The following is a 19696-nucleotide window of genomic DNA, read 5'->3' as shown; positions in this document are numbered from 1 at the left end:
CGGCGCGTGCCGGCAAAGCTCTGCCGAGTCCGAGCCCACGACCGCGCCGCGTAACGACCGGTCGACAGGGATACCAGGAGTTTGCGCGAAGTGGACCCGGCTTTCACGTGCGTGGTACAAGGTTGGACGTGTCGCGGTCAGGTCTTCTCATCCCCAGCTCCCGTACGTCGCTCTCGGCATGCGGCGTCGATGGGGATGGACCCGCGCGGTGAGTGGCGAGACAACCAACCAGACACTGCCGTCCGACGACGCGCGGGCCGAGACGACGGCTGCGACGGCAGCGATCGCCCCATCGGCGCATCCGTCGTATCGCGCCGACCTGGACGGATTGCGGGGAGTCGCGATCGCGCTGGTGGTGTTATTCCACATCTGGCTCGGTCGGGTCTCGGGCGGGGTGGACGTCTTCCTCGTCCTGTCCGGGTTCTTCTTCACCGGGTTGCTGCTGCGTCGCGCCGAGAAGACGGGTTCGGTCGCCATCTGGTTCACGGTGCGTCGCACCGCACGGCGCCTGCTGCCCGCGATGATCGTCGTGCTCGCCGCGATCGTCGTCGCGGGCGTGGTGCTGCGTCCCTATACCCAGTGGGCGGATCTGTCCACCCAGATCATGGCGTCGTTGTTCTATTACCAGAACTGGCATCTGGCGACGACGTGGTCGGATTATCTGGCCGCCGACCCCTCGGTCAGTCCGCTGCAACACCTGTGGTCGATGTCGGTCCAGGGTCAGTACTATCTCGCCGCGTTGCTCGTGGTGGCTGCCGTGACATGGCTGTGTCGCCGATCCGGACGTCTGGCCCGACTACCCACCGTCCTGACCATCCTCGTCCTCGTGGCGGCGGTCGCGTCGTTCGCGCATGCCACACACGGGACGGCGACGCATCAGGGCTGGAACTATTACGACAGCTTCGCGCGAGCGTGGGAATTGTTGGTCGGTGCCGCGCTGGTGCTCGGCGCGAAGTATCTGTCCGCGCCACGAGCGGTACGTCACGTGCTCGCATGGCTCGGGCTCGCCGGAGTCGTCGGGTGCGGATGGTTGATCATGGATGGCGCCAACCGATTTCCCGGTCCTGCCGCGCTGCTTCCGGTCGCCGCGGCGGCGGCCATGATCCTGTCCGGCAACAACCTCGCGGCGGCGGCACGACCGTGGCCCAACCGCGTGCTGGCCATGCGCGCCGCGCGCTGGCTGGGCGACATCGCCTACCCGCTGTACCTGTGGCACTGGCCGATCCTGATCTTCTTCCTCGCCGAACGCGACGAACCCCAGATCGGCTGGCGCGGCGGTCTTGCCGTCATCGCGGTCTCGGTCGCGCTCGCGTGGGCCACCCACCGCTGGGTCGAGGAACCGCTGCGGCTGCGTACCCGACCCGCCACCGTCTCGGCCGCGAGATCATCGATCTACCGTCGTATAGCGGGCGCGGCGGTGGCCACGGTCGCGGCGGCGGTGGCCACGGTTGTCGTGGCCTGGCAGGTGGTCGTCGCGGCGGCGTCCGGGCCGGTCGGGCTCCTCGACCCCGCTCGGTATCCAGGCGCGGAGACGCTGGCGGCATCGGTGCACGCGCCGCAGGCGCGGATGCGACCGAGCGTTCTCGAAGCGGGGGGCGATCTGCCGCCGCCCACCCTGGACGGCTGTATCGCCGACTGGAACACCCGCGACGTCGTCACCTGCACCTACGGGGACCCGGACGCGGACCGCACGCTCGCCATGGCGGGCAGCTCACACGTCGAGCACTGGCTGCCCGCCATGCAGGCATTGTCCGAGCGGCACCCCTTCCGCATCCAGGTCTATCTGAAGATGGGCTGCCCGCTCACCCTCACCGAGGACGCCAGCTACAACGGCGAGCCCTTTCCCGATTGCCGCGACTGGTCCCACGACGTGATCGATCGCCTCGGCGTCGAACGCCCGGACTGGGTGTTCACGACCGGCACGCACCCGCGCCTGGAGATCGGTGACGAAACACCCCCCGACTACCTCAATGTCTGGGCGGCGTTGGCCGACCGCGGCCTGAACGTGGTCGCGGTCCGCGACACCCCGTGGTTGCGCCGCGACGGCGGAGTCCCCTACAAGGCCTCGGACTGCCTCACCGCGGGCGGAGACCGGCTCAGCTGCGGTATCGCGCGCCTGGATGCCCTCGACGCCGTCGACCCCGGGCTCGAACCGGCCGCGCAGTTCCCGAACGTGTTCCCGATCGACCTCACCGATGCCGTCTGCGAGCCGCAGATCTGCCCGGTCGAGGCGGGCAACATTCTCGTCTACCACGACGAACACCATTTCAGCGCCAGCTACTCCCGCTCACTGGCGGGCGCGCTCGGCCGCCAACTACGCCCGTTGCTCGACTGGTGGTAACGCCGCGGCGGTTGTCCAGCGACCCGATACTCACCGATCCTCGAGCACCGCGAACGAGTGGCCCGGCATCGTCGTCGCGGAGGGGCCCTCGGTCGGCGCTTCCCAAAACAGCAGGCTCACACCGGTAATCGGCACCTTCACCTCGTCCTCGGACAGATTGCACAGCAACCGAAGCGCACCGCGGCGCACGACGATCCACCGTTCGACCTCGTCGTAGTCGACCGAGACGTGCGCGAGCCACGGGTCCGACAGCTCGGATCGACTGCGGCGCAACGCGAGCAGTCGGCGGTAGCACGAAAGCAGTCGCAGGTGCCGTGGCTGCTCGAGTTCGTCCCAGTCCAGGATCGAGCGGTGGAAGGTCGCCGGGTCCTGCGGGTCGGGCACCTCGACGCCCGGCCAGCCGTGCTCGGCGAACTCCGCGACGCGTCCGTGCGCCGTGGCGGCGGCGACCTCGGGATCGGTGTGCGAGGTGAAGAACTGGAACGGCGTGCGCGCGCCCCACTCCTCCCCCATGAACAGCATCGGCGTGTACGGCGAGCACAGCACCAGCGCCGCCTTGATCGCCAACTGGCCGTCGGTCAGGTAGGCGCTGGGTCGGTCGCCGAGCGCACGGTTGCCGATCTGATCGTGGTCGCAGGTGTATGCCAACAGCGCCGACGCGGGCGTGACCGTGGTGTCCAGCGGGCGCCCGTGGGTGCGGCGACGAAAGCTGGAATAGGTTCCCGCATGGAAGAATCCGTGTGTGAGGGTGTGCTCCAATGCCCGCAGCGAGCCGAAATCCGAGTAGTAGCCCTGCCTTTCGCCGGATACCGCGGTGTGCACGGCGTGATGCATGTCGTCGTTCCACTGACCGTGCAGACCGTAACCGCCCGCCGCACGCGGCGCGATCACGATGGGGTCGTTGCGGTCGCTTTCCGCGATCAACGTCAGCGGCCTGCGCACCGCGGTGGCCAATCGTTCCACCTCCGCGGCGAGCTCGGCCAGCAGGTGGGTGGCGGTGTGGTCGACGAGAGCGTGCACCGCGTCCAGCCGCAACGCGTCGAGGTGGAAATCACGCAACCAGCGCAGCGCGTTCTCGATGACGAAGGCGCGCACCGGATCCGAGTACGGTCCGTCGAGGTTGAGGCCGTGGCCCCAGGTGTTGGCGTCGGCGCTCAGGTAGGGCGCGAAACGCGGCAGATAGTTGCCAGAGGGCCCGAGATGGTTGTAGACGACATCGAGCGCCACGGCCAATCCTCTTGCGTGGCAGGCATTTACGAAACGTTGCAGGCCATCTGGTCCACCGTAGGGTTCGTGCACCGCGTACCAGAGCACACCGTCGTACCCCCAGTTGTGGGTGCCGTCGAAGGCGTTGACCGGCATCAGTTCCACCACGGTGACGCCGAGGTCGACCAGGTGATCCAGGCGCTCGATCGCGGCGTCGAAACTACCTTCGGGGGTGAAGGTCCCGATGTGCAGCTCGTAGAACACCGCTCCGGCCAGCGGGCGTCCGGTCCAGCGCTCGTCGGTCCAGCGCGTCGCGTCGACGGTGTAGCGCGCCGAGCGCGCGTGCACGCCGTCGGGTTGTCGCGGCGATCGCGGGTCGGGCAACACCGTCGGGTCGTCGTCGAGCAGATACCCGTAGCGCACCTCATCGTTCGCGCCGATATCCGGTAGTTCGACGCGCCACCACCCGTCCGTCGATCGCCGCATCGAATGAATATCCCCGGCGACATCCAGCCGCACTCGCGCCGGTCGCGGCGCCCACACCTCGAACAACGTCACCGCGTCAGCATCGCACGCGTGCGGGCCGCTCGCCGCCCACGCGAGAGATCTGGCGCCGTCGGTCGATCATGAGGAAGCTGGTGGGATGGGTTTCTACGCCGACAGGATCGTCCCGCGCATCGTCGACCGTTCCTGCGGGTTGCGGGCGAACGACCCGCTGCGCGAGCGCACGTGCGCCGGATTGCACGGACGGGTGGTCGAGATCGGCTTCGGTTCCGGACTCAACGTGCCGTTCTACCCCGAGACGGTGGCGACCGTGAGCGCGGTGGAACCGGCCGACCTCGGCTGGCGACTGGCCGCCGACCGTCGCGCCGCCGCGAAGGTGCCGATCGAACGCGCGGGACTCGACGGACAGTCACTCCCCTTCCCCGACAACAGTTTCGACACCGCCTTGTCGACCTGGACCATGTGCACCATCCCCGATATCGCCACCGCGCTCGCCCAGCTGCGCCGCGTCCTGGTGCCCGGTGGGACACTGCACTTCGTCGAGCACGGCCTCGCCCCCGACGCGCAGGTGCGACGTTGGCAGCATCGACTGAACCCCCTCCAGAAGCGCCTGTGCGGCGGCTGCCACCTCGATCGCGACATTCCCGGCCTGCTCACCGCGGCGGGGTGGCAGCTGCCCGAGCTCGACACCTTCTACGCCGACCAGGCTCCCCGAACCTTCGCCGCCTTGTCGCTCGGCACCGCGATCGCGGCGTAGCGCCACCGGGGTTTCGCTGTGCTGGCCCCCCGAGGCGGCCGCCAGCCGATCCCGTCGGGGCGGTCCTTGGCCAACACTCCGCCGGCGCGGCACGTTCTGGACCGTCGCCGCTGTCAGCGCTGGCCATGATCAGTGTCGCGCGCACGAGTCGTCGCGGAGCTTTCCGATTCGGTACAGGTGCTTCGAACGATCGCCAGTTGTCCCCGGTGCGCCAGTAATTCACGACCTCGATGCGGTCGGCGACCGCGAATCGAACCGCGACATTCATTGTATGTGCCATGTTTCAGCGGTATGTTACATACATTGGCGGCAGCGTCGAGCAGTGGCCGTGCACCGAACCGGGAGTACCTCATGATCAACAATGTCGTCATCGTCGGAGGCGGGACCGCGGGGTGGATGACCGCCGCATACTTGAAAGCCGCGTTCGCCGACCAGATCTCGATCACCCTCGTGGAGTCCGGCGCGGTCGGCGCCGGGGAGGGCACCCGCGGCGACATCCGCCACTTCTTCGAGTTCCTCGGCGTGAAGGAAGCGGATTGGATGCCCGCGTGCAATGCCACTTACAAACTGGCAGTGCGGTTTCAGGACTGGCGACGGCCGGGCACCTCCTTCTACCACCCGTTCGAACCGATGCGCTCCGTCGACGGGTTCGCGCTGGCGGACTGGTGGCTACACGACGGACCGACCGACCGCTTCGACAAGGACTGCTTCGTGACGGCCTCGCTCTGCGATGCCGGGCGCAGCCCTCGTCACCTGGATGGGTCGTTGATGCACACAGGTGTCGTCGCGGCTTCCACGGAATCCCTCGGGCCGACGATGTCCGAGCACCCGGCCGCGACGCGGTTCCCGTACGCCTACCACGTCGATACCGCGCTGCTCGCCGCTTACCTGACCACGTATTCCGTCGAACGCGGCGTCCGGCACATCATCGACGAGGTGACCGACGTCCGGCTCGATGAGCGCGGCTGGATCGACCGCGTGCTCACCGAGGAACACGGTGAACTGCGCGGCGAGTTGTACATCGACTGCACAGGATTCCGGGGTTCGCTGCTGAACGAAGCGCTCGAGGTCCCGTTCGTGTCCTATCAGGACACACTGCCCAACGACAGCGCCGTGACGTTGCGGGTACCGCTGGACATGGAAAAGTCCGACATCCCCGCGTGCACCACCGTGACCACACAGCAGGCCGGCTGGATCTGGAAGATCCCGCTGTTCGGACGCCTCGACGCCGGATACGTCTACGCCGAGGACTACTGCACGCCGGACGAGGCGCAGCGCACGCTGCGCGAGTTCGTCGGCCAGGAGGCCGCCGATGTCGAGGCCGAGCACATCCGAATGCGGATCGGCCGCAGCGAATCATCGTGGCGGCACAACTGTGTCGCGATCGGACCGTCCAGTGGTTTCCTCGAACCACTGGAGTCGACCGGGATCTTTCTCATCCACCACGCCGTCGAGCAGTTGGTCAAGCATTTTCCCGCCGAGGACTGGCATCCCGGCATGCGCAAGCGCTACAACTCGGCGGTCAATCACGCGATCGACGGCGTCCGCGAGTTCCTCGTCGTGCACTACCGTGCCGCGGGACGCAAGGACACGCAGTACTGGAAGGACACCAAGACGCGGGCGATCCCCGACGCGCTGGCCGAACGGATCGAGTGCTGGCAGGCGCAGTTGCCCGACACGGAGAACATCTTCCCGTACTACCACGGCCTCACACCGTCCTCGTACATGTGCATCCTGCTCGGCGCGGGCTCGATCGGGGTGCCCGTCTCCCCCGCGTTGAGCCTCAGCGATCAGGCAGCAGCCCGAAAGGAATTCGCCGCGATCCGCACCACAGCGCGCGACCTCGTCAAAACCCTTCCCACGCACTACGAGTACCTCGCCCAACTGCGGCGCGCATAACCGAGGCCGATCCCCGCCATGGCGTCGACGATCCGCATCGGCGCCTTCCTCGACGACCCGCTGCCGCCGCACGGCACACGAGTGAACGACAACTTGTCGACAAGACGTCCGATGGGCGAGCTCATGATCCCTGGCACCAAGTCACCGCGTCCCGACGAAACCGACGTGCGTCTGCATGTCGATATCCACGGAACACCCTTCGACTACGCGGCATGTGAGTCTGCCGCAAGAGAATTCGTCCTCGACCACCACGCACGCCACTACCTCGACGACGCGATCATCACCCCGGACGACACCAACGGACTCCCCCGCCTGCCCTGCGAACGCCTGTACCTGGAGCACTGACACGTCCATGCCGCGCACCGAGTAGGACTGTGGAAAACAGCACTCGGTATCGCGCACGGCCAGGATGTCCGAACCGGCGGCTCCCGAACAAGACGACTCGGCGAGGTCGGCGTTCAACAGGAGTGCAGTGCCCGGCGTGACCGCCCGGGTGCCGGAAGGAACGGACGCGGCTGTCGTCCGACGGGAGACAATTGACCATTGTTGTTCGCCCTCCCGAATTCACGGCCACCAGCACCACGGCGACCGTTCGCTCCGCCACAGCACCGGTCCGGAGTCAGGAATATTCGTATCCTGCTGCGGCCGTGGCGTTGTCACCTTCTGTCATCGGCCCGGCTGACGGCCTCGCTCGAGTCACGACGCGATCCGACAAGTCCGCCTGGACGGCAGTGGTGCGCAAGGCTTTCAATACCGCCACCATGGCTTCCACCTCATCGTGGGTGAACAGGGCTTCCGGGCCGGTGGGTGCCACGGCACGGAACGTACGGTTTCCACAGTGCGCCGACTTCTACCAGGCCGTTCTCGACCACGACATCGATGAGCAGATTCACGAAGTGCAGCTGGTTGGCGCCGAGGTTCTTGCCTGCTTGCATGCGGTCGAACGCCGCAGCGGCGGTGCCGCTGATCGCGGAGCAACGGACGTTCGCAGTGACGGCACGCGCGGTCGACCCGCAGCTCGCAGCACTACGGCGATCGGACAAACGAGATCCCACAGCGACCAAGGCCCCCACCACACCGAAGAGGCCGAACCGTCCGTCGTAGCCCGCTTGTAATTCGGTCAGCCAGGCGCTGCCGAGCTGAGCGCACGGCGCACGTACACCGCCGAGCTACTGGTTCGCCACAGACTTTGCCATCTCCCGGATTTGCGTGACGAACTCGTCGACCGAGGACGAAGGGTTGTCGTCCGGAAACTCGGTGCCGTCTCGCTGATGCTTCTTGCGCATTGCCTGTGCGTGGCGAACCGCTTTGTCCGCCAGCTTCATATAGGACGCACCATCGAGGTGTTTGCCGTCGGAGCCGTCGATTTCGCACCTGAGTCGAACCGCATCGTCAGTGGAAAGATGACCCGAATGGCGGCGATGGTGCATGATCAGCCAAACCTCGAAGCAAGGGTTGCTGATCGCCAGGTAGACGCCGTTGTCTCGCGCCTTCTGCCTGGCGCGGTCGAGGTGCGGGTGGCGCTGCGGGAACTCGACATCGAACACACACCAGTAGAAATCGATGTCGAGGTCAGCGCGGCGCTTGTCCGCGCACGCGCTTTCGACGAGGTGCATCGGTGTCGCACCCGCTTCTTCGATGACAACGTTCACCGAAACGCCGGCGAGTTCAGGCATCCTTTTCAGCGCGTCGACGTACTCGGGCTCGGTCGATACGCCTTCGGTATAGACGCGGAAAGTGGACCGCACCGGCGTTGTTCCCGTGGATCGCTTGAGACTCTTCCCTCTCCTGCCACGGTCTCTCGCGCTCACCCGATAAGCCCCAGTTCGTGCAGAACCTCCGGACGGGAAACATCGGGTAGCGCGCCGAAACGGCCGCTGAGGTAACCACTTTCGAGGTTTGCCGAACGACGGACTCGTTCACCCGCGAAGTCCGACAGCGCGGCGAAGCGGGTCGATCCGTTCGCCTGTTTCTGCGTCAGCCAGACTTCGTCCCGATTCAGGTGGTTGAGCAGATTCGTGTCGTGTGAAGTGAACAGCAGTTGAGCACCGTGCGGGTTGGATTTGCCCAGCTTGAAAAGCTTGACGAACTGAGCCGTCAGTGTCGGATGCAGGCTCGCGTCGAGTTCATCGAAGAGGATGATGGAGCCTCGGCGCAGTGCGTTGAGCACCGGGCCGATCTGCTCGAACCAGGCCCGGGTTCCTGCGGATTCGTTTCGGTACTCGAAGGGTTGACGATCACTGTCGGTGCGGTGGACGAGCTGTGGGTTCCGACGGACGATGGTCTCGCCGCGGGCCGATTCGATCCGGGTTTCCTCGATCTCGACGTCCGCCACCCCGAGGTCCGCGAGCTGCAACAACGCCATCGCTTGTTGCCGGGTCGATTGCCATTCGGCCTCATCGAAGGAAGTCCCACCGGGCGAAGAAACCATGTCATCGTCCGGCATCTCGAAAAGTCGAAGCGTCGAAAGTACACCAGCCCCCGAAGAGAACCGATTCCGGTTCAGCGGACGACCCAAGATCACCAAGCGAAGCAGGGCTTCCGAGAACGCGGAGGTGATCGGCTCGTCGAAGCGGCGCATGATCGACAGTGCCAATGAGCGATCCGTCAGGAGTTTGCGAATGGCGGAAAGTTCTCCGAGCCCACGCTGTAGCGTCAGCTCGTTCGCCTCGCGCTCGAAGACGCGCCGCCGCCGCCCTTCCGGGTAATGAAACAGTGCCTCGTAGCTGACCTTGTGTCGGCCGACGTCGAGCAAGTACTCGAAACGAACTCCGTCGACTTCCAGCTCCAGCGTGAATGAGGAATCCTGGTTCTTCGCCTCGCCGAAAGCGAACGGATCGACTGGGACCTCCTCGTCCCAGCTACTCAGCGAGTTCCTCACCGCATGGCGAAGCCAGGCGAGCGCCGCCAGCACATTGGATTTTCCCGACGCGTTGGGGCCGAAGATGCCCGCGACAGGCACGAGGGAGGCACCGAACTTCGGGAAGTGCCGCACTTCCGGGCGGTCGTCGACAGCGACCATCGACAGCTCTGCGGGCTCGAGTATCGAGCGGAAGTTCTCGACTTCAAACCGAATAAGCATCGGTCACCTCGTTGCAATCGAGTCGGCTTTTTCGTCGTTAGGCTACCAAAAGGAAGTCCAGACAGCGTTCAACCAGTGATTTCACCGTCGACCGCGCCTGACGCCCTGAGCACCCACCCCTACCGCAAGGCGCGATTACCCCCACCGTCGCCGCACAGGACACCGGCCGCCGGACCCGACACGATGACGTGCGCAAGTATCCCGACGCAGCACGCATAACCGTCACCAGCGGCGACGGATAAGCCGCGCTAATGCGGGACGTGGTCGCCGTCGCGGACTTCGGTGACGGTGCGGGTGAGCATTTCCGCGACGGTGGCGGTGAGGCGGCGGCGGTCGGTGGGTTTGGCGATCATGGTGCGGCTGCCGAAGCTGACGTAGCGGCCGTCGTCGGCGAAATCGGTAACCTGGAAGTCTTTGCGCCCCTTGATGTGTCGGTTGTCGATGCTGCCGAAGGGATAGACGGCGACGTGGGTGGTGCTGGTGGTGGGCCGGTTGAAGAAGCGGTCGAAGTCTTCGCGCGGGGTGGTGCGCCACGCGTCGCGGACCACCGGGGGTGGCTTCTCCAGCTCGGTCACCGGAATGGACAGCGGATCGCCCTGCCCAGGAGCGCATTCCGGAAGCACATCGATGACGGCGGCGGGCAGCGCGTCGGAAGACAGGAACAGGAAATCGACGTCGCCGCCCTGATCGGGTTCGGGGCCGGGGTGTTGAATCGCGAGCACGCCGTGTTGATAGTGCGCGGCGGCGTGCGCGCGAATCGGCACCTCGTTGCGCGCACCACGAAACCCCGCCACTTCGATCCGCGCCTCCGGCTCGAGCAGCACGGTCATCGCGTGCACCAGGTCCTCGTCCAGTTGCCGATGCACCTCGCCCGCCGCGACTCGCCGCAGGCGCAGGCTGTCTTCCCGGTACTGCTCGGCGTACCAGTGCCGCAACGGATAGGGCAGCACATCGCGGCCGGCCGATTCCCACAGGGTGCGCAATTGCACGGCGGTGAAGCGCCAACGACGCAGAATTGTCACTCGAAATCCTTTGTGCGTCGGTGTTATTCGCCGATCACCGGCGGCACGGTCGGGGTCAGCGAATCGAGTCCGGTGACCTCCTCGCCGTGTTCTTTGGTAATCAGGTAGTCGGGAGCGCCCTTGCTCGACTCGTCGTCCTTCTTGTTGCCCGCCATGCCGGGTCCCATCCCCGGCCCCATCGCGCCGCGCGCGGCGGCGGCCTGGCGACCCGCGACGGCGGCGGCAGGACCGGCCGGGGCACCAGGCTTGCCGGGCAGGCTCTGACCGGGTTGCGGTGGCATCCCACCGGGCAGTCCGGGGCTCGGCGCGGGAACACCACGTGACGGCGAACCCGGCATACCCGGTGCGGTGGGCGCACCCGGCGTGGTCGGCGTACCGGAAGGCGTCGACGCGGCCGTCGTCGATGCCGGATTCGTCGCCGGCGCTTCGGGTTTCGGCGCGCCCTGGGTGTCCGGCTGCCCGGTGCCCGCCGGGGTGGTCTGCGCATCGGGTGCGGCCGGTTGCTCACCCGGCTGCGACCCACCGGGCGGCACAGCGCCGGGGCCGGGCCCCGGCCCGGTGGGACCAGGACCAGGCCCCGGGGCAGGGCCGGGTGGTGGGCTCACCACATGCTCCGGTTTCGGAATCACCGGAACATTGGTGTCGCTCTCCCTGATCACCGGCGCGTACACCGTCGAAAGCACCCGCACCGCTTCCCTTTTCGCGGTGTCCTGCGCCTCGCCATTGCTACGCCAGCCACGCCCGGCGACCCAGTGCCTGGCATTGTTCATCCAGGACCGATCGTCCGGGGCGTGCGGCACGAGCTGTTTGGTCGGCTCGAGTCCGGTAGCGAGTTCGGCGACCTTGCTGCCGGTGAGATGCGCGGAATTGGCGAGCTGGGTGGCACCGGCCGAATAGTCCGCGACCCCCTTCGCGACCGCGTCCCGTGCTTCACCACGCCAGATACTGTCGTCGGTAGCGCGCGCCATCGCGGCGGTGAATGTGTCCAGAGAAGTTTTGGCGCGATCGCCGATCGTCTGCCACGCGGTGGACAGGTCATTCACGGCGGCGAGATCGATCGCGTCGACTTTCGCCCGCAGTGCCGAAACATCGTGTCGTTCGAATTCATCGGTGTGCGTGACAGATTGGGGACGGAAGTCACCCTCGAACCCGATATCGCCCGCCTTGCCGCGCACACCGTCGCGCTGGCGGTTGTACTCGCCCTGCACATCGCCGGGATGAGTCGGCGCGGGGATACCTTCACCCGCGATCAAAGTGGTCAGAGCATTGCCGATGGAAGCCAGATCGTGCAGGTTCATAACGTCACTGTCCCTCGGTGCCAGCGGTGAAATCCGCGGCGTTCGTGACGTCTTGGCCGGTTAGTCGTTTGATGGATAGGGCCATGACTTCGCGCATGTTCTTGACTACTTCTATGTGGTCGCTGATGATCTGGTCGATCGAGTTGTTCTCACCGGTAGCTTGGCCTAGAAAACCGCCAGCCAGAGCGTCGGCCATCTCGAAATCACCAAACCCGGCAACGCTTTTCGTACGGTCAGCGAGAAACCCGAGATCTTCCAAGTCCTGTATTCGTTGATCGCAGGCGGCAAGGCACTGTCGTGCGACCTGCTCATCGTCCAAGTAGAGCTCCCCGGCACGTGCCGAGTCTGCAAAGTCGCTCCACCGACTCTTCTCCGGCGTACTCATCCTGTCCCCCTAGCTGATCAACTCGGTAGTTTCGGCACCAACACTTCGCCGACTTCGTGCAGTGTCGGACACGGCGGCGGCGGATTGTCGAGGATCAGACTGCTGTGCACAGTGATCTGAAAGACGCCTTGCGTCGCAGGAAACAAGACGTTGCACAACCGGTCGTGCGACGTGCCCTGGTCGCGGAACTGACGACCAGTCCGGCCCGCGATGACAACATCCTCGAACTCGACGTTGCCTGGCTTCCGCTCGTACTCGCCTACGGTTCGCCCCGTCGAATAGATGGTGATCGCGTACGCGCGCCCTTTCCATGCACAGATTTCTTGCCCATGCTGATGCACTCCAGCGATCCCGCTCTCCTCAGTCGCGGGATCAACCCCCGCAGCAGTCAGCGCATCATCGGGAATCCCCGCACACGGATCAAACAGCTTCACTTCGGCGGAAGTCGAACTGCCGCTCGGCGTCCCGGTCGTCGACCCCCCGCAGGCCACCAGCCCGGGAAGCATGACCATTGCCAACACTGCCAGGCGAACTCGACGCCCCATCCCCCACCTCTCGGTCCGCGAAGTCTGTGAAATGTGACTGTATCAAAAGTCCACTACGTCGACGCCCCGGCCGCGTACCGCACGACCTGCGACCCGCTGCCCTGAACCTCCGGATTCCAGAGCAGGCGCGCGACGCCTTTCACCCGGCCACAGACCGTCGCTCATGCTCGTCGGTCTCGGTGTCGTTCGACGCGATGTCCACGACGCAACCCTCGCCCACCGAGCGTTTCCCACGATCCGATGGAACCGAACTCGCGCATGTAGCGTCCAACGGGTGATGGCGAAAAACTCGATTCTGAGGATTTTAGTGTGAATCCCTTTGAGCAGGACCAGCTCCGTGCCCGCACTGAGGCGATGCAGGCCCAGGCCGACAACATGCTTGGCACTTACGAACAGCAGCTGCGCGATATCGCGCACGCGGGAGATGCGCTGGCCGTCTCCACGTCCGAAGGCTGGTCCGACGACAACCTGATCCGCGTGACCAGCAACGCCGCCGGGATCCCCGTCGACGTGTGGGTCGACCCTGCTGCTTTCAAGCGGTCGGCACCGGAGAAGCTGGCGGCGTCGTTCCTCCAAGCGACCCAGTTCGCGGCACGCTCAGCCAAATCCCAGATGGACGCCCTGCTGGCGCCGATCACCGCGGCGGCCGCAGAGTTCGCCCCGCCGGAGCAGGCTTACGAGGACCTGCCTTTCATCGGCAGGCAGATCGGCGAGATGCTGCGCCCCCCAACCGAACCCGAAGCACCCGCGTACGCCCCGGAACAGGCGCTACCCGCCGAGGACGAGGACGAGGGGCCGCACTGGAAGGGACTGGGTGCCAATAATGGCTGGTAACAACAACTTCGGGATCGATCCAGAGCAGGTCAAGGCGCAGGCACCCAAGCTTGCCGAGCTCGCGACCGATCTCTCCACCGGCCTTTCGTCGCTGCGGTCCGGACTCGACAGCGTCGGCGAGGCGTGGGGCAACGACGAGTTCGGTGAACGATTCGCCCAGAACTACGCCGGAAAAGCCGGAGAGGCGCTGACGGCTATCGACGGCGCAGTGCGACTACTTCAGTTCCTCGGCCAGGGCGTCGAGAAGACCGGGACCACGTTCCAGAATCTCGATCAGGACTTCAAAGACGCTCTGACCAGGGTGACAGAACAATTGGATGACAGGGGCTGAGGCGACCATGGGCCTGGAAATTCCCGATGCGCTGAAACCGGTTGCCTCCCTTGTAGTCGGCAAGTGGCCGGAAACCGACGAGACCGGCCTGCGTGCGGCCGCCGATCAGTGGGATCAGATCGCCGATCTCCTCGAGCAGGTCAACGAGCTCGGCGACGACGTCGTGAAGGTGGTGTTGGCGAACACCGAAGGCGAAACCCACGACGCGATCGACGCGTTCTGGAAGACCGTCGCCGGCGAGGACGGCACCTTGCAGAACGTCGCCGACTTCTGCAAAGAGCTGGCTTTCGTCCTGCGGGTGATGGCGATGCTGGTGCTCGCGGTGAAGCTGTACATCATTTCGATGCTGGTGTTTCTCGCGATCCAACTGGCGGTGGCAGCGGCGTCGGCGGCACCGACGTTGGGCGCGAGCCTCGCCGAGGGCGCCGCGGTGCAAGTCGCGGTCAGGGCGGCGGTCACGACGGCGCTGAAGAAGTTGATCCAGGACATCGGGATCAAGACGATCGTCAAGGGTGCCTTGATCGGAGCGAGCGTCAAGGCGGGAACAGAAGTCGGATTCCAGTCGCTCGAGATGAAGATCGGCGTCCGCGATGGTTACGACGGCCTTGCCATCGCCTCGAACACCGTCTCCGGTGCGATCACCGGCGCGGTCGCGGCCCCGGTGAGCAAGCTGTTGAACGACAAAGGTGTCAACCTCACCGGCAATTCCAAGGGCGACTGGTTGGTCAATTGGCGGCTCGGCCAGCACGTCGGTGGAGCTGTCTCCGACGCGACCTGGGGCGAGCAGGAAGGAATCCCGGCCAGGGTCGCGGGCGATGCGGTCGACTACACCCGAAACGAGATCGTCGAGACCCTGTCGCAACCACCGGCGACCCCGCAGCCCACCACCGAATCGAACCCGGCACCCCCGAAACCTTCGACCGCAGACCAGGGTTCGAGCCTCGATCTACCCCCGCAGTAGATCGGAATTCGCGCACGGTGCGGATGGCTCGCCCCCGGTGGATGAGGCCGTTCGACCGCGACCACGTCGCGGCGGAACTCCTCGGGATACGGCTTCGGCATATCGAACATCCTTCCACCGTGAAAACCGCAGTCCGTACATGTCAGAAGTCAACCGAACTGGGGCAGTCCCGATGAAACCGCCTCGGACATCGTGTGCCCGAGGCGGTTTCGTTGCTCGAGCCGGAGAGGTCAGCTCGGACGGTGGAATTCACCGTCGTTCGCGCCACCCAAGAAGGCATCCCACTCACCGGCCGTGAAAACCAGCGCCGGACCAGTCGGATTCTTACTGTCCCGAACACCCACCAGGCCGCCCCCGAGGTGCGCGACCTCCACGCACTCTTGGCCACCCTGACTACGGCTAGACGTGAACCACTCCGCCCGGGCTAGATCAACGCTCACGACACCCACTCTCCCTTGTATCTTGGCCGGTCGAACTCACCGGCGCTCGCGCCACCCAGGAACGCATCCCATTCACCAGGCGTGAAAACCAGCGCCGGGCCAGTCGGATTCTTACTGTCCCGAACCCCCACCACGCCGCCCCCGAGGTGCGCGACCTCCACACACTCCTTATTGGCTTGACTACGGCTGGACTTGAACCACTTCGCCCCAGTTAGATCAACGTTCACGATGTCCGTCTCCCTGCTACCTCGGACGGTTGAACTCACCGTCGCTCGCACCACCCAGGAACGCATCCCACTCACCGGCCGTGAAGACGAGCGCCGGACCAGTCGGATTCTTACTGTCCCGAACCCCCACCACGCCGCCATCGAGATGCGCAACCTCCACACACTCTTGCCCTGCCTGGCTCAGGCGGGACTTGAACCACTTCGCCCCGGTCAGATCAACGTTCACGATGCCCGCTCTCCCTTGCTACCTCGGACGGTTGAATTCACCGGCGTTCGCGCCGCTCAGGAAGGCATCCCACTCGCCAGGCGCGAAGACCAGCGCCGGACCGGTCGGGTTCTTGCTGTCCCGAACACCCACCAGGCCATTATCGAGGTGAGCGACCTCCACGCACTCTTTGCCTCCTTGACTCCGACTGGACTTGAACCACTTCGCACCGGTTAGATCAACGTTCACGCTGCTCACGCTCCCTTGCCACCCGCCGAAGCAGGTCTCTGCTCGCCACAGCATCCAGCGCGGATCGCCGAATGCCGTCGTACGCTTGCAAATACATTTTCACATCAGCCTCGTCCTCGAGGTAGAGATCACCGACCGCACCTTCGAGGAAGACGATGGTCGGCTCAGCAGGCTCACCGACGGACGTCTTGCCGAAATCGAGCACGACGAAGGGCGGCATCGAAACTCCATCCGGGTAACCGGCCTCGAACGGCAAGACCCGAATCGTCACATTATCCCGGGTGCTCATATCCGCGAGATGCCGAAGCTGCGCGGCCATCACCGCGCGCCCGCCGGACACCCGATGTAGCGCCGCCTCTCCGATCACCACGTCGAGGCCGATCGGCGCCGTTCTACGCGTGACGAGGATCTGCCGCTGCTGTTTTATCTGCACTCGCCGATCCCACTCCGCAGGCGTGGCATCCGGCCAAATTCTGCGGACCAGCGAGTGGTCGTAAGCCGCCGTCTGCAACAACCCGGGCCGCACTCGCCGACGACGGCGTCGGCGCAGCGTTACGCGCGATGCACTCCGAGGTGAGTCGACGATGGACCCTCGGGGAACTGGCCGCGATCAGCCGAATGTCACGATCGGCATTCGCCGCCGCGTTCAAAGCCAAAGTCGGAACCGCGCCGTTGACCTATCTCATCGAATGGCGCATGAGCCTGGCTCGCGACGCCCTACGCGGCGACGCCTGGTCGATCTCGGAACTGGCAGCCGCCACGGGATACGAATCCGAGAGCGCCTTCAGCACAGCCTTCCGACGCGTCGTCGGCTCCTCACCGCGCCACTTTCGAAACACCGCACGGGAAAGAACGACCGCGGGGTCGTCATGAACAGCGGGTCCTGTATCCAGCTGAACCCGACCAGGTTCCAGCGGGCATCTCCGACCCGATCCGCATTAGGTTCACTTGTCACCGGGCTTCGGCTAAGACGGTCGCGAGCCCGTCGCATCACCAGGCATCGATCCAAACAGGGCGCTTCGACACCTCGAACTGCGCGGAATTCTTATGCACCACAACGGGAGACGCGGAACCCACACTAAGGCGTTCGGCCAGCTTTTGCGCTCGAGTTTTGCAGAAGTCGTGATAAAGGAATCTTTTCACCACGTGGACATCCGCTCCCGAGGTCGGGTGCGCAAGCTGCGCTTTGACCCGAAGCTCCCACTGCCCGAATCTTCCCGGGCGGTTCTTGTACCGCAGATCTGACTCGACCACCACCGCGGTCGTCGAGGTTCCGACCTTCCGCAGATAAGACCTGCGTAGCTGCGACGCGGCAATCAGCACCACCAGCCAGCCGATCATGCCCAGTATGAGGCTCACCGGAAGAAATAACGCTCGAGCGACTTGTAAACCAGTCCACACAGCGACCACGTGGCCCAGGCGCAACGCCACCGACATGAACGCCACCGATCCGACTACGACCATGACGATCCACACCAGCACCATCGGCGACATCAACTCATTTTTCCGCCCCACATCAACCCCTCGGCGTAACTGCCAGTGCGCCGGAAAGTTTGCCGCTGCGGCGCCCGTTCAACGCCAAGGCCTGTCGTCGGGATAGTCCTCGAAGTCCTCAGGCCAATCGCTGGGTCCGACCACCGTTTCGCCCGAGCGCGGGCGACGGATCGTGTTCTGTGGGGGTGGCCAGGCAACGCCGGCTGGTGGCGTTGGTGGTTGCTGTGGTTCGAGGGTCCAATTCCAGGCAAACAGCGGCGAGCTCTTCATTTCTGCCACTTCGGGCGGAATCGGATCAGCCATGGATTCTATTTCAGCCCAGCGACATTCTCCGGTTTCGACCCGTTCAGCGTAAACCTTGAGTGCAGGAGACGCGGTCTCCATCCCGGCAACCATCGAGATGAATTCTTCGGTTACTTCCGTAGGACCGTCGAACAGTTCGTCAATGTCTATGTTGGACAGGCGAATAGTGGCGGTATTGAGGTTGTCAATCGCATCCATGACCTTCTTGGCAATCTCCTCGACAGCGGGATCCAGGTCGGGTTCCCGCATGCTGCCCCATTGGGGTCTCGTCATGACGCGTCCCCCCACGGGGCGCTTCCGGATCCAGCGTCATAACCCTGGGTAGGCCGATTCACCGTGTCATTGTAGTGGGAAATCTGCTCGACATCCTTGGCGACAGTCGCTGCATAAGTCGCCTTGTCCACGGTGCTGGTGACGGGCGCAATCGCCTGTTCAATCTTCTGTTTCGCGTTGTCTCTGAGCTGGCCTGCTGGGTCTTTGATGATATCTATCAGCCTCATGAAGGCATCGGCAAGTTCTTTGATGTGCGTGACAACGTTAATCGCAGAAACGACGATGTTTCCTATATCCACAACGAGCTTGGCGATCCGCGCTGCGCCAAGCCCAGGAACAGCTGCTGATAGGATGTTCGCTACGGACTTCAACGCACCCTTGATGTCATCGAAGTCCACGTATTTGTTGAGCATTCCCCATGTTTTTTCGAGGATGAATTTAATGCCGTCTCGGATCGCATCCGCGACCTTTCCCGTGCAGTCACTGAAAACTCGACCTACCGGCCCCTCCCATTTCATCGCCGCGATCTGCATATTCGCCCAGTTGCCGAAGGATATAGCTGCTTCACCATTCCAGTTCGGCTTACCGCCGGTGCTGCCATCGATGCGCTTGAGACCGGACTCCAGGTTTTTACCGCAGGCCTCCAGCCCATTTCCTGCCGACTTGTAAACATCGCCGATTCTACGGATCTCCGACCAATTTCCGGGGATCGGCTCGAGGCATTTCACCAACGGGTCGTACTCGGTTCCTGCCGCGCGGGTTATGCTCTTAATCGATTCGTTTACGTTGCCGAGCACTGGGAATATCTCAGTGATCAGACCAGCTAGTTCATCCTGGTTTGCGACCGGCGCTTGAAGCTCGAAAGATTCCGGCTTCGGATAGACGGCAGCTCCGCTGTATGGTGCAGTGTTTCCTGCCGCCTCGGCACTGTCATCCGCTGGCAGACTCGATTCCGTATGCGCATTCAGCGCAGCATACGTCCGCTGATCCTGGTCGTGGTACGTCCACGCGACCTTATTGAGTTCGATTCCGGTATTCTGTGTCGTATCTGCGAGCACGGCGTGGCGCTGCGCCATCCAGTCCGCCGCACCATTAACGTAATTTACTATGTCGTCGATAATTGGCCCATGGAGCCAAGCCGCTGCTTTTCCTTCTTTTGCCACAAAATCGATAACCGACCGGGCGTCCGCACCGATGGAGGTTACAAGATTGCTCAGCCCAGCGATCTCGCTGGGGTTTGCCGCGAAAGTCTCGGCCATTCGATGCCCTAACGCTCTACTCTTCGAGAAAAGGTAAAGGCTATGCCCCACCCCGGATCAACAGTGGAAGGTTAAGCATCA

The 19696-nt window shown here is 64.4% G+C and carries 24 protein-coding genes; 8 read left to right on the top strand and 16 right to left on the bottom strand.

What is annotated here, in order from left to right; genetic code table 11:
- Positions 1–208: 208 nt before the first annotated feature.
- Positions 209–2341, top strand: coding sequence for an acyltransferase family protein (locus tag ABEA50_RS19480; protein WP_345496979.1), 2133 nt, complete (start codon positions 209–211; stop codon positions 2339–2341).
- Between the two features lie 30 nt (positions 2342–2371).
- Here ABEA50_RS19480 and treZ read toward each other — a convergent pair whose 3' ends face one another.
- Positions 2372–4105, bottom strand: coding sequence for a malto-oligosyltrehalose trehalohydrolase (treZ, locus tag ABEA50_RS19475; protein WP_345496978.1), 1734 nt, complete (start codon positions 4103–4105; stop codon positions 2372–2374).
- Positions 4106–4190: 85 nt separating this feature from the next.
- On the opposite strand from treZ, the gene ABEA50_RS19470 reads away from it, so the two are divergent.
- The 3 genes from ABEA50_RS19470 to ABEA50_RS19460 all read left to right on the top strand — a co-directional run bounded on the left by ABEA50_RS19470 (position 4191) and on the right by ABEA50_RS19460 (position 7052).
- Positions 4191–4808: a class I SAM-dependent methyltransferase gene (locus tag ABEA50_RS19470; protein ID WP_345496977.1), complete on the top strand. Its 618-nt coding sequence runs from the start codon at positions 4191–4193 to the stop codon at positions 4806–4808.
- Between the two features lie 351 nt (positions 4809–5159).
- Positions 5160–6707 (top strand): tryptophan halogenase family protein, encoded by a 1548-nt coding sequence (locus ABEA50_RS19465; RefSeq protein ID WP_345496976.1) that lies wholly within the window; start codon positions 5160–5162, stop codon positions 6705–6707.
- A gap of 18 nt (positions 6708–6725) precedes the next feature.
- On the top strand, positions 6726–7052 hold the full coding sequence (locus ABEA50_RS19460) for a hypothetical protein (protein WP_345496975.1): 327 nt from the start codon (positions 6726–6728) through the stop codon (positions 7050–7052).
- Between the two features lie 274 nt (positions 7053–7326).
- Here the strand turns inward: ABEA50_RS19460 and ABEA50_RS19455 are convergent, their stop codons facing one another.
- From ABEA50_RS19455 to ABEA50_RS19425, 7 genes are all read right to left on the bottom strand, one after another.
- Complete coding sequence (locus tag ABEA50_RS19455; protein WP_345496974.1) at positions 7327–7521, bottom strand: hypothetical protein; 195 nt, start codon at positions 7519–7521, stop codon at positions 7327–7329.
- A gap of 355 nt (positions 7522–7876) precedes the next feature.
- Positions 7877–8518, bottom strand: coding sequence for an RloB family protein (locus tag ABEA50_RS19450; RefSeq protein ID WP_345496973.1), 642 nt, complete (start codon positions 8516–8518; stop codon positions 7877–7879).
- Positions 8515–9729, bottom strand: coding sequence for an AAA family ATPase (locus tag ABEA50_RS19445; protein WP_345496972.1), 1215 nt, complete (start codon positions 9727–9729; stop codon positions 8515–8517). Before ABEA50_RS19445 ends, ABEA50_RS19450 begins: the two co-directional genes overlap by 4 nt.
- A gap of 308 nt (positions 9730–10037) precedes the next feature.
- Complete coding sequence (locus tag ABEA50_RS19440) at positions 10038–10811, bottom strand: ESX secretion-associated protein EspG (RefSeq protein WP_345496971.1); 774 nt, start codon at positions 10809–10811, stop codon at positions 10038–10040.
- Positions 10812–10834: 23 nt separating this feature from the next.
- Entirely contained in the window at positions 10835–12109 is a 1275-nt protein-coding gene (locus ABEA50_RS19435) for a hypothetical protein (protein WP_345496970.1), read from the bottom strand.
- Between the two features lie 4 nt (positions 12110–12113).
- Positions 12114–12428, bottom strand: coding sequence for a hypothetical protein (locus ABEA50_RS19430; protein WP_345496969.1), 315 nt, complete (start codon positions 12426–12428; stop codon positions 12114–12116).
- 83 nt (positions 12429–12511) lie between these two features.
- Complete coding sequence (locus ABEA50_RS19425; RefSeq protein WP_345496968.1) at positions 12512–13039, bottom strand: DUF3558 domain-containing protein; 528 nt, start codon at positions 13037–13039, stop codon at positions 12512–12514.
- 309 nt (positions 13040–13348) lie between these two features.
- Here ABEA50_RS19425 and ABEA50_RS19420 point away from each other — a divergent pair, with 309 nt between their 5' ends.
- From ABEA50_RS19420 to ABEA50_RS19410, 3 genes are read left to right on the top strand one after another with little or no spacing between them, the layout of a single operon-like run.
- Positions 13349–13873, top strand: coding sequence for a YbaB/EbfC family nucleoid-associated protein (locus ABEA50_RS19420; protein WP_345496967.1), 525 nt, complete (start codon positions 13349–13351; stop codon positions 13871–13873).
- The gene (locus ABEA50_RS19415; protein ID WP_345496966.1) at positions 13863–14204 is read left to right on the top strand and encodes a WXG100 family type VII secretion target; all 342 of its coding nucleotides are present in this window, start codon (positions 13863–13865) and stop codon (positions 14202–14204) included. The genes ABEA50_RS19420 and ABEA50_RS19415 overlap by 11 nt, the downstream gene beginning before the upstream one ends.
- Positions 14191–15165, top strand: coding sequence for a WXG100-like domain-containing protein (locus tag ABEA50_RS19410; RefSeq protein WP_345496965.1), 975 nt, complete (start codon positions 14191–14193; stop codon positions 15163–15165). The genes ABEA50_RS19415 and ABEA50_RS19410 overlap by 14 nt, the downstream gene beginning before the upstream one ends.
- A 230-nt stretch (positions 15166–15395) precedes the next feature.
- On the opposite strand, the gene ABEA50_RS19405 is transcribed toward ABEA50_RS19410, so the two are convergent.
- Genes ABEA50_RS19405 through ABEA50_RS19385 form a run of 5 tightly spaced genes read right to left on the bottom strand, consistent with a single transcriptional unit; the run spans position 15396 to position 16812 of the window.
- On the bottom strand, positions 15396–15605 hold the full coding sequence (locus tag ABEA50_RS19405) for a DUF397 domain-containing protein (RefSeq protein ID WP_345496964.1): 210 nt from the start codon (positions 15603–15605) through the stop codon (positions 15396–15398).
- The gene (locus ABEA50_RS19400; protein ID WP_425577665.1) at positions 15602–15898 is read right to left on the bottom strand and encodes a DUF397 domain-containing protein; all 297 of its coding nucleotides are present in this window, start codon (positions 15896–15898) and stop codon (positions 15602–15604) included. The genes ABEA50_RS19405 and ABEA50_RS19400 overlap by 4 nt, the downstream gene beginning before the upstream one ends.
- Positions 15849–16058 carry a DUF397 domain-containing protein gene (locus tag ABEA50_RS19395; RefSeq protein WP_345496962.1) on the bottom strand — a complete coding sequence of 70 codons (210 nt, stop codon included), beginning with the start codon at positions 16056–16058 and terminating at the stop codon, positions 15849–15851. The genes ABEA50_RS19400 and ABEA50_RS19395 overlap by 50 nt, the downstream gene beginning before the upstream one ends.
- 18 nt (positions 16059–16076) lie before the next feature.
- A complete protein-coding gene (locus ABEA50_RS19390) occupies positions 16077–16286 on the bottom strand; it encodes a DUF397 domain-containing protein (protein ID WP_345496961.1) in 210 nt (69 codons plus the stop codon).
- Positions 16276–16812, bottom strand: coding sequence for a DUF5753 domain-containing protein (locus tag ABEA50_RS19385; protein WP_345496960.1), 537 nt, complete (start codon positions 16810–16812; stop codon positions 16276–16278). The genes ABEA50_RS19390 and ABEA50_RS19385 overlap by 11 nt, the downstream gene beginning before the upstream one ends.
- 35 nt (positions 16813–16847) lie before the next feature.
- On the opposite strand from ABEA50_RS19385, the gene ABEA50_RS19380 reads away from it, so the two are divergent.
- Entirely contained in the window at positions 16848–17159 is a 312-nt protein-coding gene (locus ABEA50_RS19380) for a helix-turn-helix transcriptional regulator (protein ID WP_345496959.1), read from the top strand.
- Between the two features lie 117 nt (positions 17160–17276).
- Here the strand turns inward: ABEA50_RS19380 and ABEA50_RS19375 are convergent, their stop codons facing one another.
- The 3 genes from ABEA50_RS19375 to ABEA50_RS19365 all read right to left on the bottom strand — a co-directional run bounded on the left by ABEA50_RS19375 (position 17277) and on the right by ABEA50_RS19365 (position 19615).
- Positions 17277–17780, bottom strand: coding sequence for a hypothetical protein (locus ABEA50_RS19375; protein WP_345496958.1), 504 nt, complete (start codon positions 17778–17780; stop codon positions 17277–17279).
- A gap of 78 nt (positions 17781–17858) precedes the next feature.
- Positions 17859–18332 carry a hypothetical protein gene (locus ABEA50_RS19370; protein WP_345496957.1) on the bottom strand — a complete coding sequence of 158 codons (474 nt, stop codon included), beginning with the start codon at positions 18330–18332 and terminating at the stop codon, positions 17859–17861.
- A 20-nt stretch (positions 18333–18352) separates the two neighbouring features.
- On the bottom strand, positions 18353–19615 hold the full coding sequence (locus tag ABEA50_RS19365) for a hypothetical protein (RefSeq protein WP_345496956.1): 1263 nt from the start codon (positions 19613–19615) through the stop codon (positions 18353–18355).
- Positions 19616–19696 lie beyond the last annotated feature (81 nt).

Source organism: Nocardia callitridis (genome assembly GCF_039543305.1).
Classification (GTDB): Bacteria; Actinomycetota; Actinomycetes; order Mycobacteriales; family Mycobacteriaceae; genus Nocardia; species Nocardia callitridis.
The sequence above is the reverse complement of the archived record's forward strand: the minus strand, read 5'-3'. Positions and strand labels throughout refer to the sequence as shown.

What these genes read in the sequence shown, in the direction of transcription:
- ABEA50_RS19470 (WP_345496977.1), top strand. Translation starts at nt 4,191, where the DNA reads ATGGGTTTCTACGCCGACAGGATCGTCCCGCGCATCGTCGACCGTTCC.
- ABEA50_RS19465 (WP_345496976.1), top strand. Translation starts at nt 5,160, where the DNA reads ATGATCAACAATGTCGTCATCGTCGGAGGCGGGACCGCGGGGTGGATG.
- ABEA50_RS19460 (WP_345496975.1), top strand. Translation starts at nt 6,726, where the DNA reads ATGGCGTCGACGATCCGCATCGGCGCCTTCCTCGACGACCCGCTGCCG.
- ABEA50_RS19445 (WP_345496972.1), bottom strand. Translation starts at nt 9,729, where the DNA reads ATGGTCGCTGTCGACGACCGCCCGGAAGTGCGGCACTTCCCGAAGTTC.
- ABEA50_RS19435 (WP_345496970.1), bottom strand. Translation starts at nt 12,109, where the DNA reads ATGAACCTGCACGATCTGGCTTCCATCGGCAATGCTCTGACCACTTTG.
- ABEA50_RS19425 (WP_345496968.1), bottom strand. Translation starts at nt 13,039, where the DNA reads ATGGGGCGTCGAGTTCGCCTGGCAGTGTTGGCAATGGTCATGCTTCCC.
- ABEA50_RS19415 (WP_345496966.1), top strand. Translation starts at nt 13,863, where the DNA reads ATGGCTGGTAACAACAACTTCGGGATCGATCCAGAGCAGGTCAAGGCG.
- ABEA50_RS19410 (WP_345496965.1), top strand. Translation starts at nt 14,191, where the DNA reads ATGACAGGGGCTGAGGCGACCATGGGCCTGGAAATTCCCGATGCGCTG.
- ABEA50_RS19400 (WP_425577665.1), bottom strand. Translation starts at nt 15,898, where the DNA reads ATGCGTTCCTGGGTGGTGCGAGCGACGGTGAGTTCAACCGTCCGAGGT.
- ABEA50_RS19380 (WP_345496959.1), top strand. Translation starts at nt 16,848, where the DNA reads ATGCACTCCGAGGTGAGTCGACGATGGACCCTCGGGGAACTGGCCGCG.
- ABEA50_RS19375 (WP_345496958.1), bottom strand. Translation starts at nt 17,780, where the DNA reads ATGTCGCCGATGGTGCTGGTGTGGATCGTCATGGTCGTAGTCGGATCG.
- ABEA50_RS19370 (WP_345496957.1), bottom strand. Translation starts at nt 18,332, where the DNA reads ATGCGGGAACCCGACCTGGATCCCGCTGTCGAGGAGATTGCCAAGAAG.
- ABEA50_RS19365 (WP_345496956.1), bottom strand. Translation starts at nt 19,615, where the DNA reads ATGGCCGAGACTTTCGCGGCAAACCCCAGCGAGATCGCTGGGCTGAGC.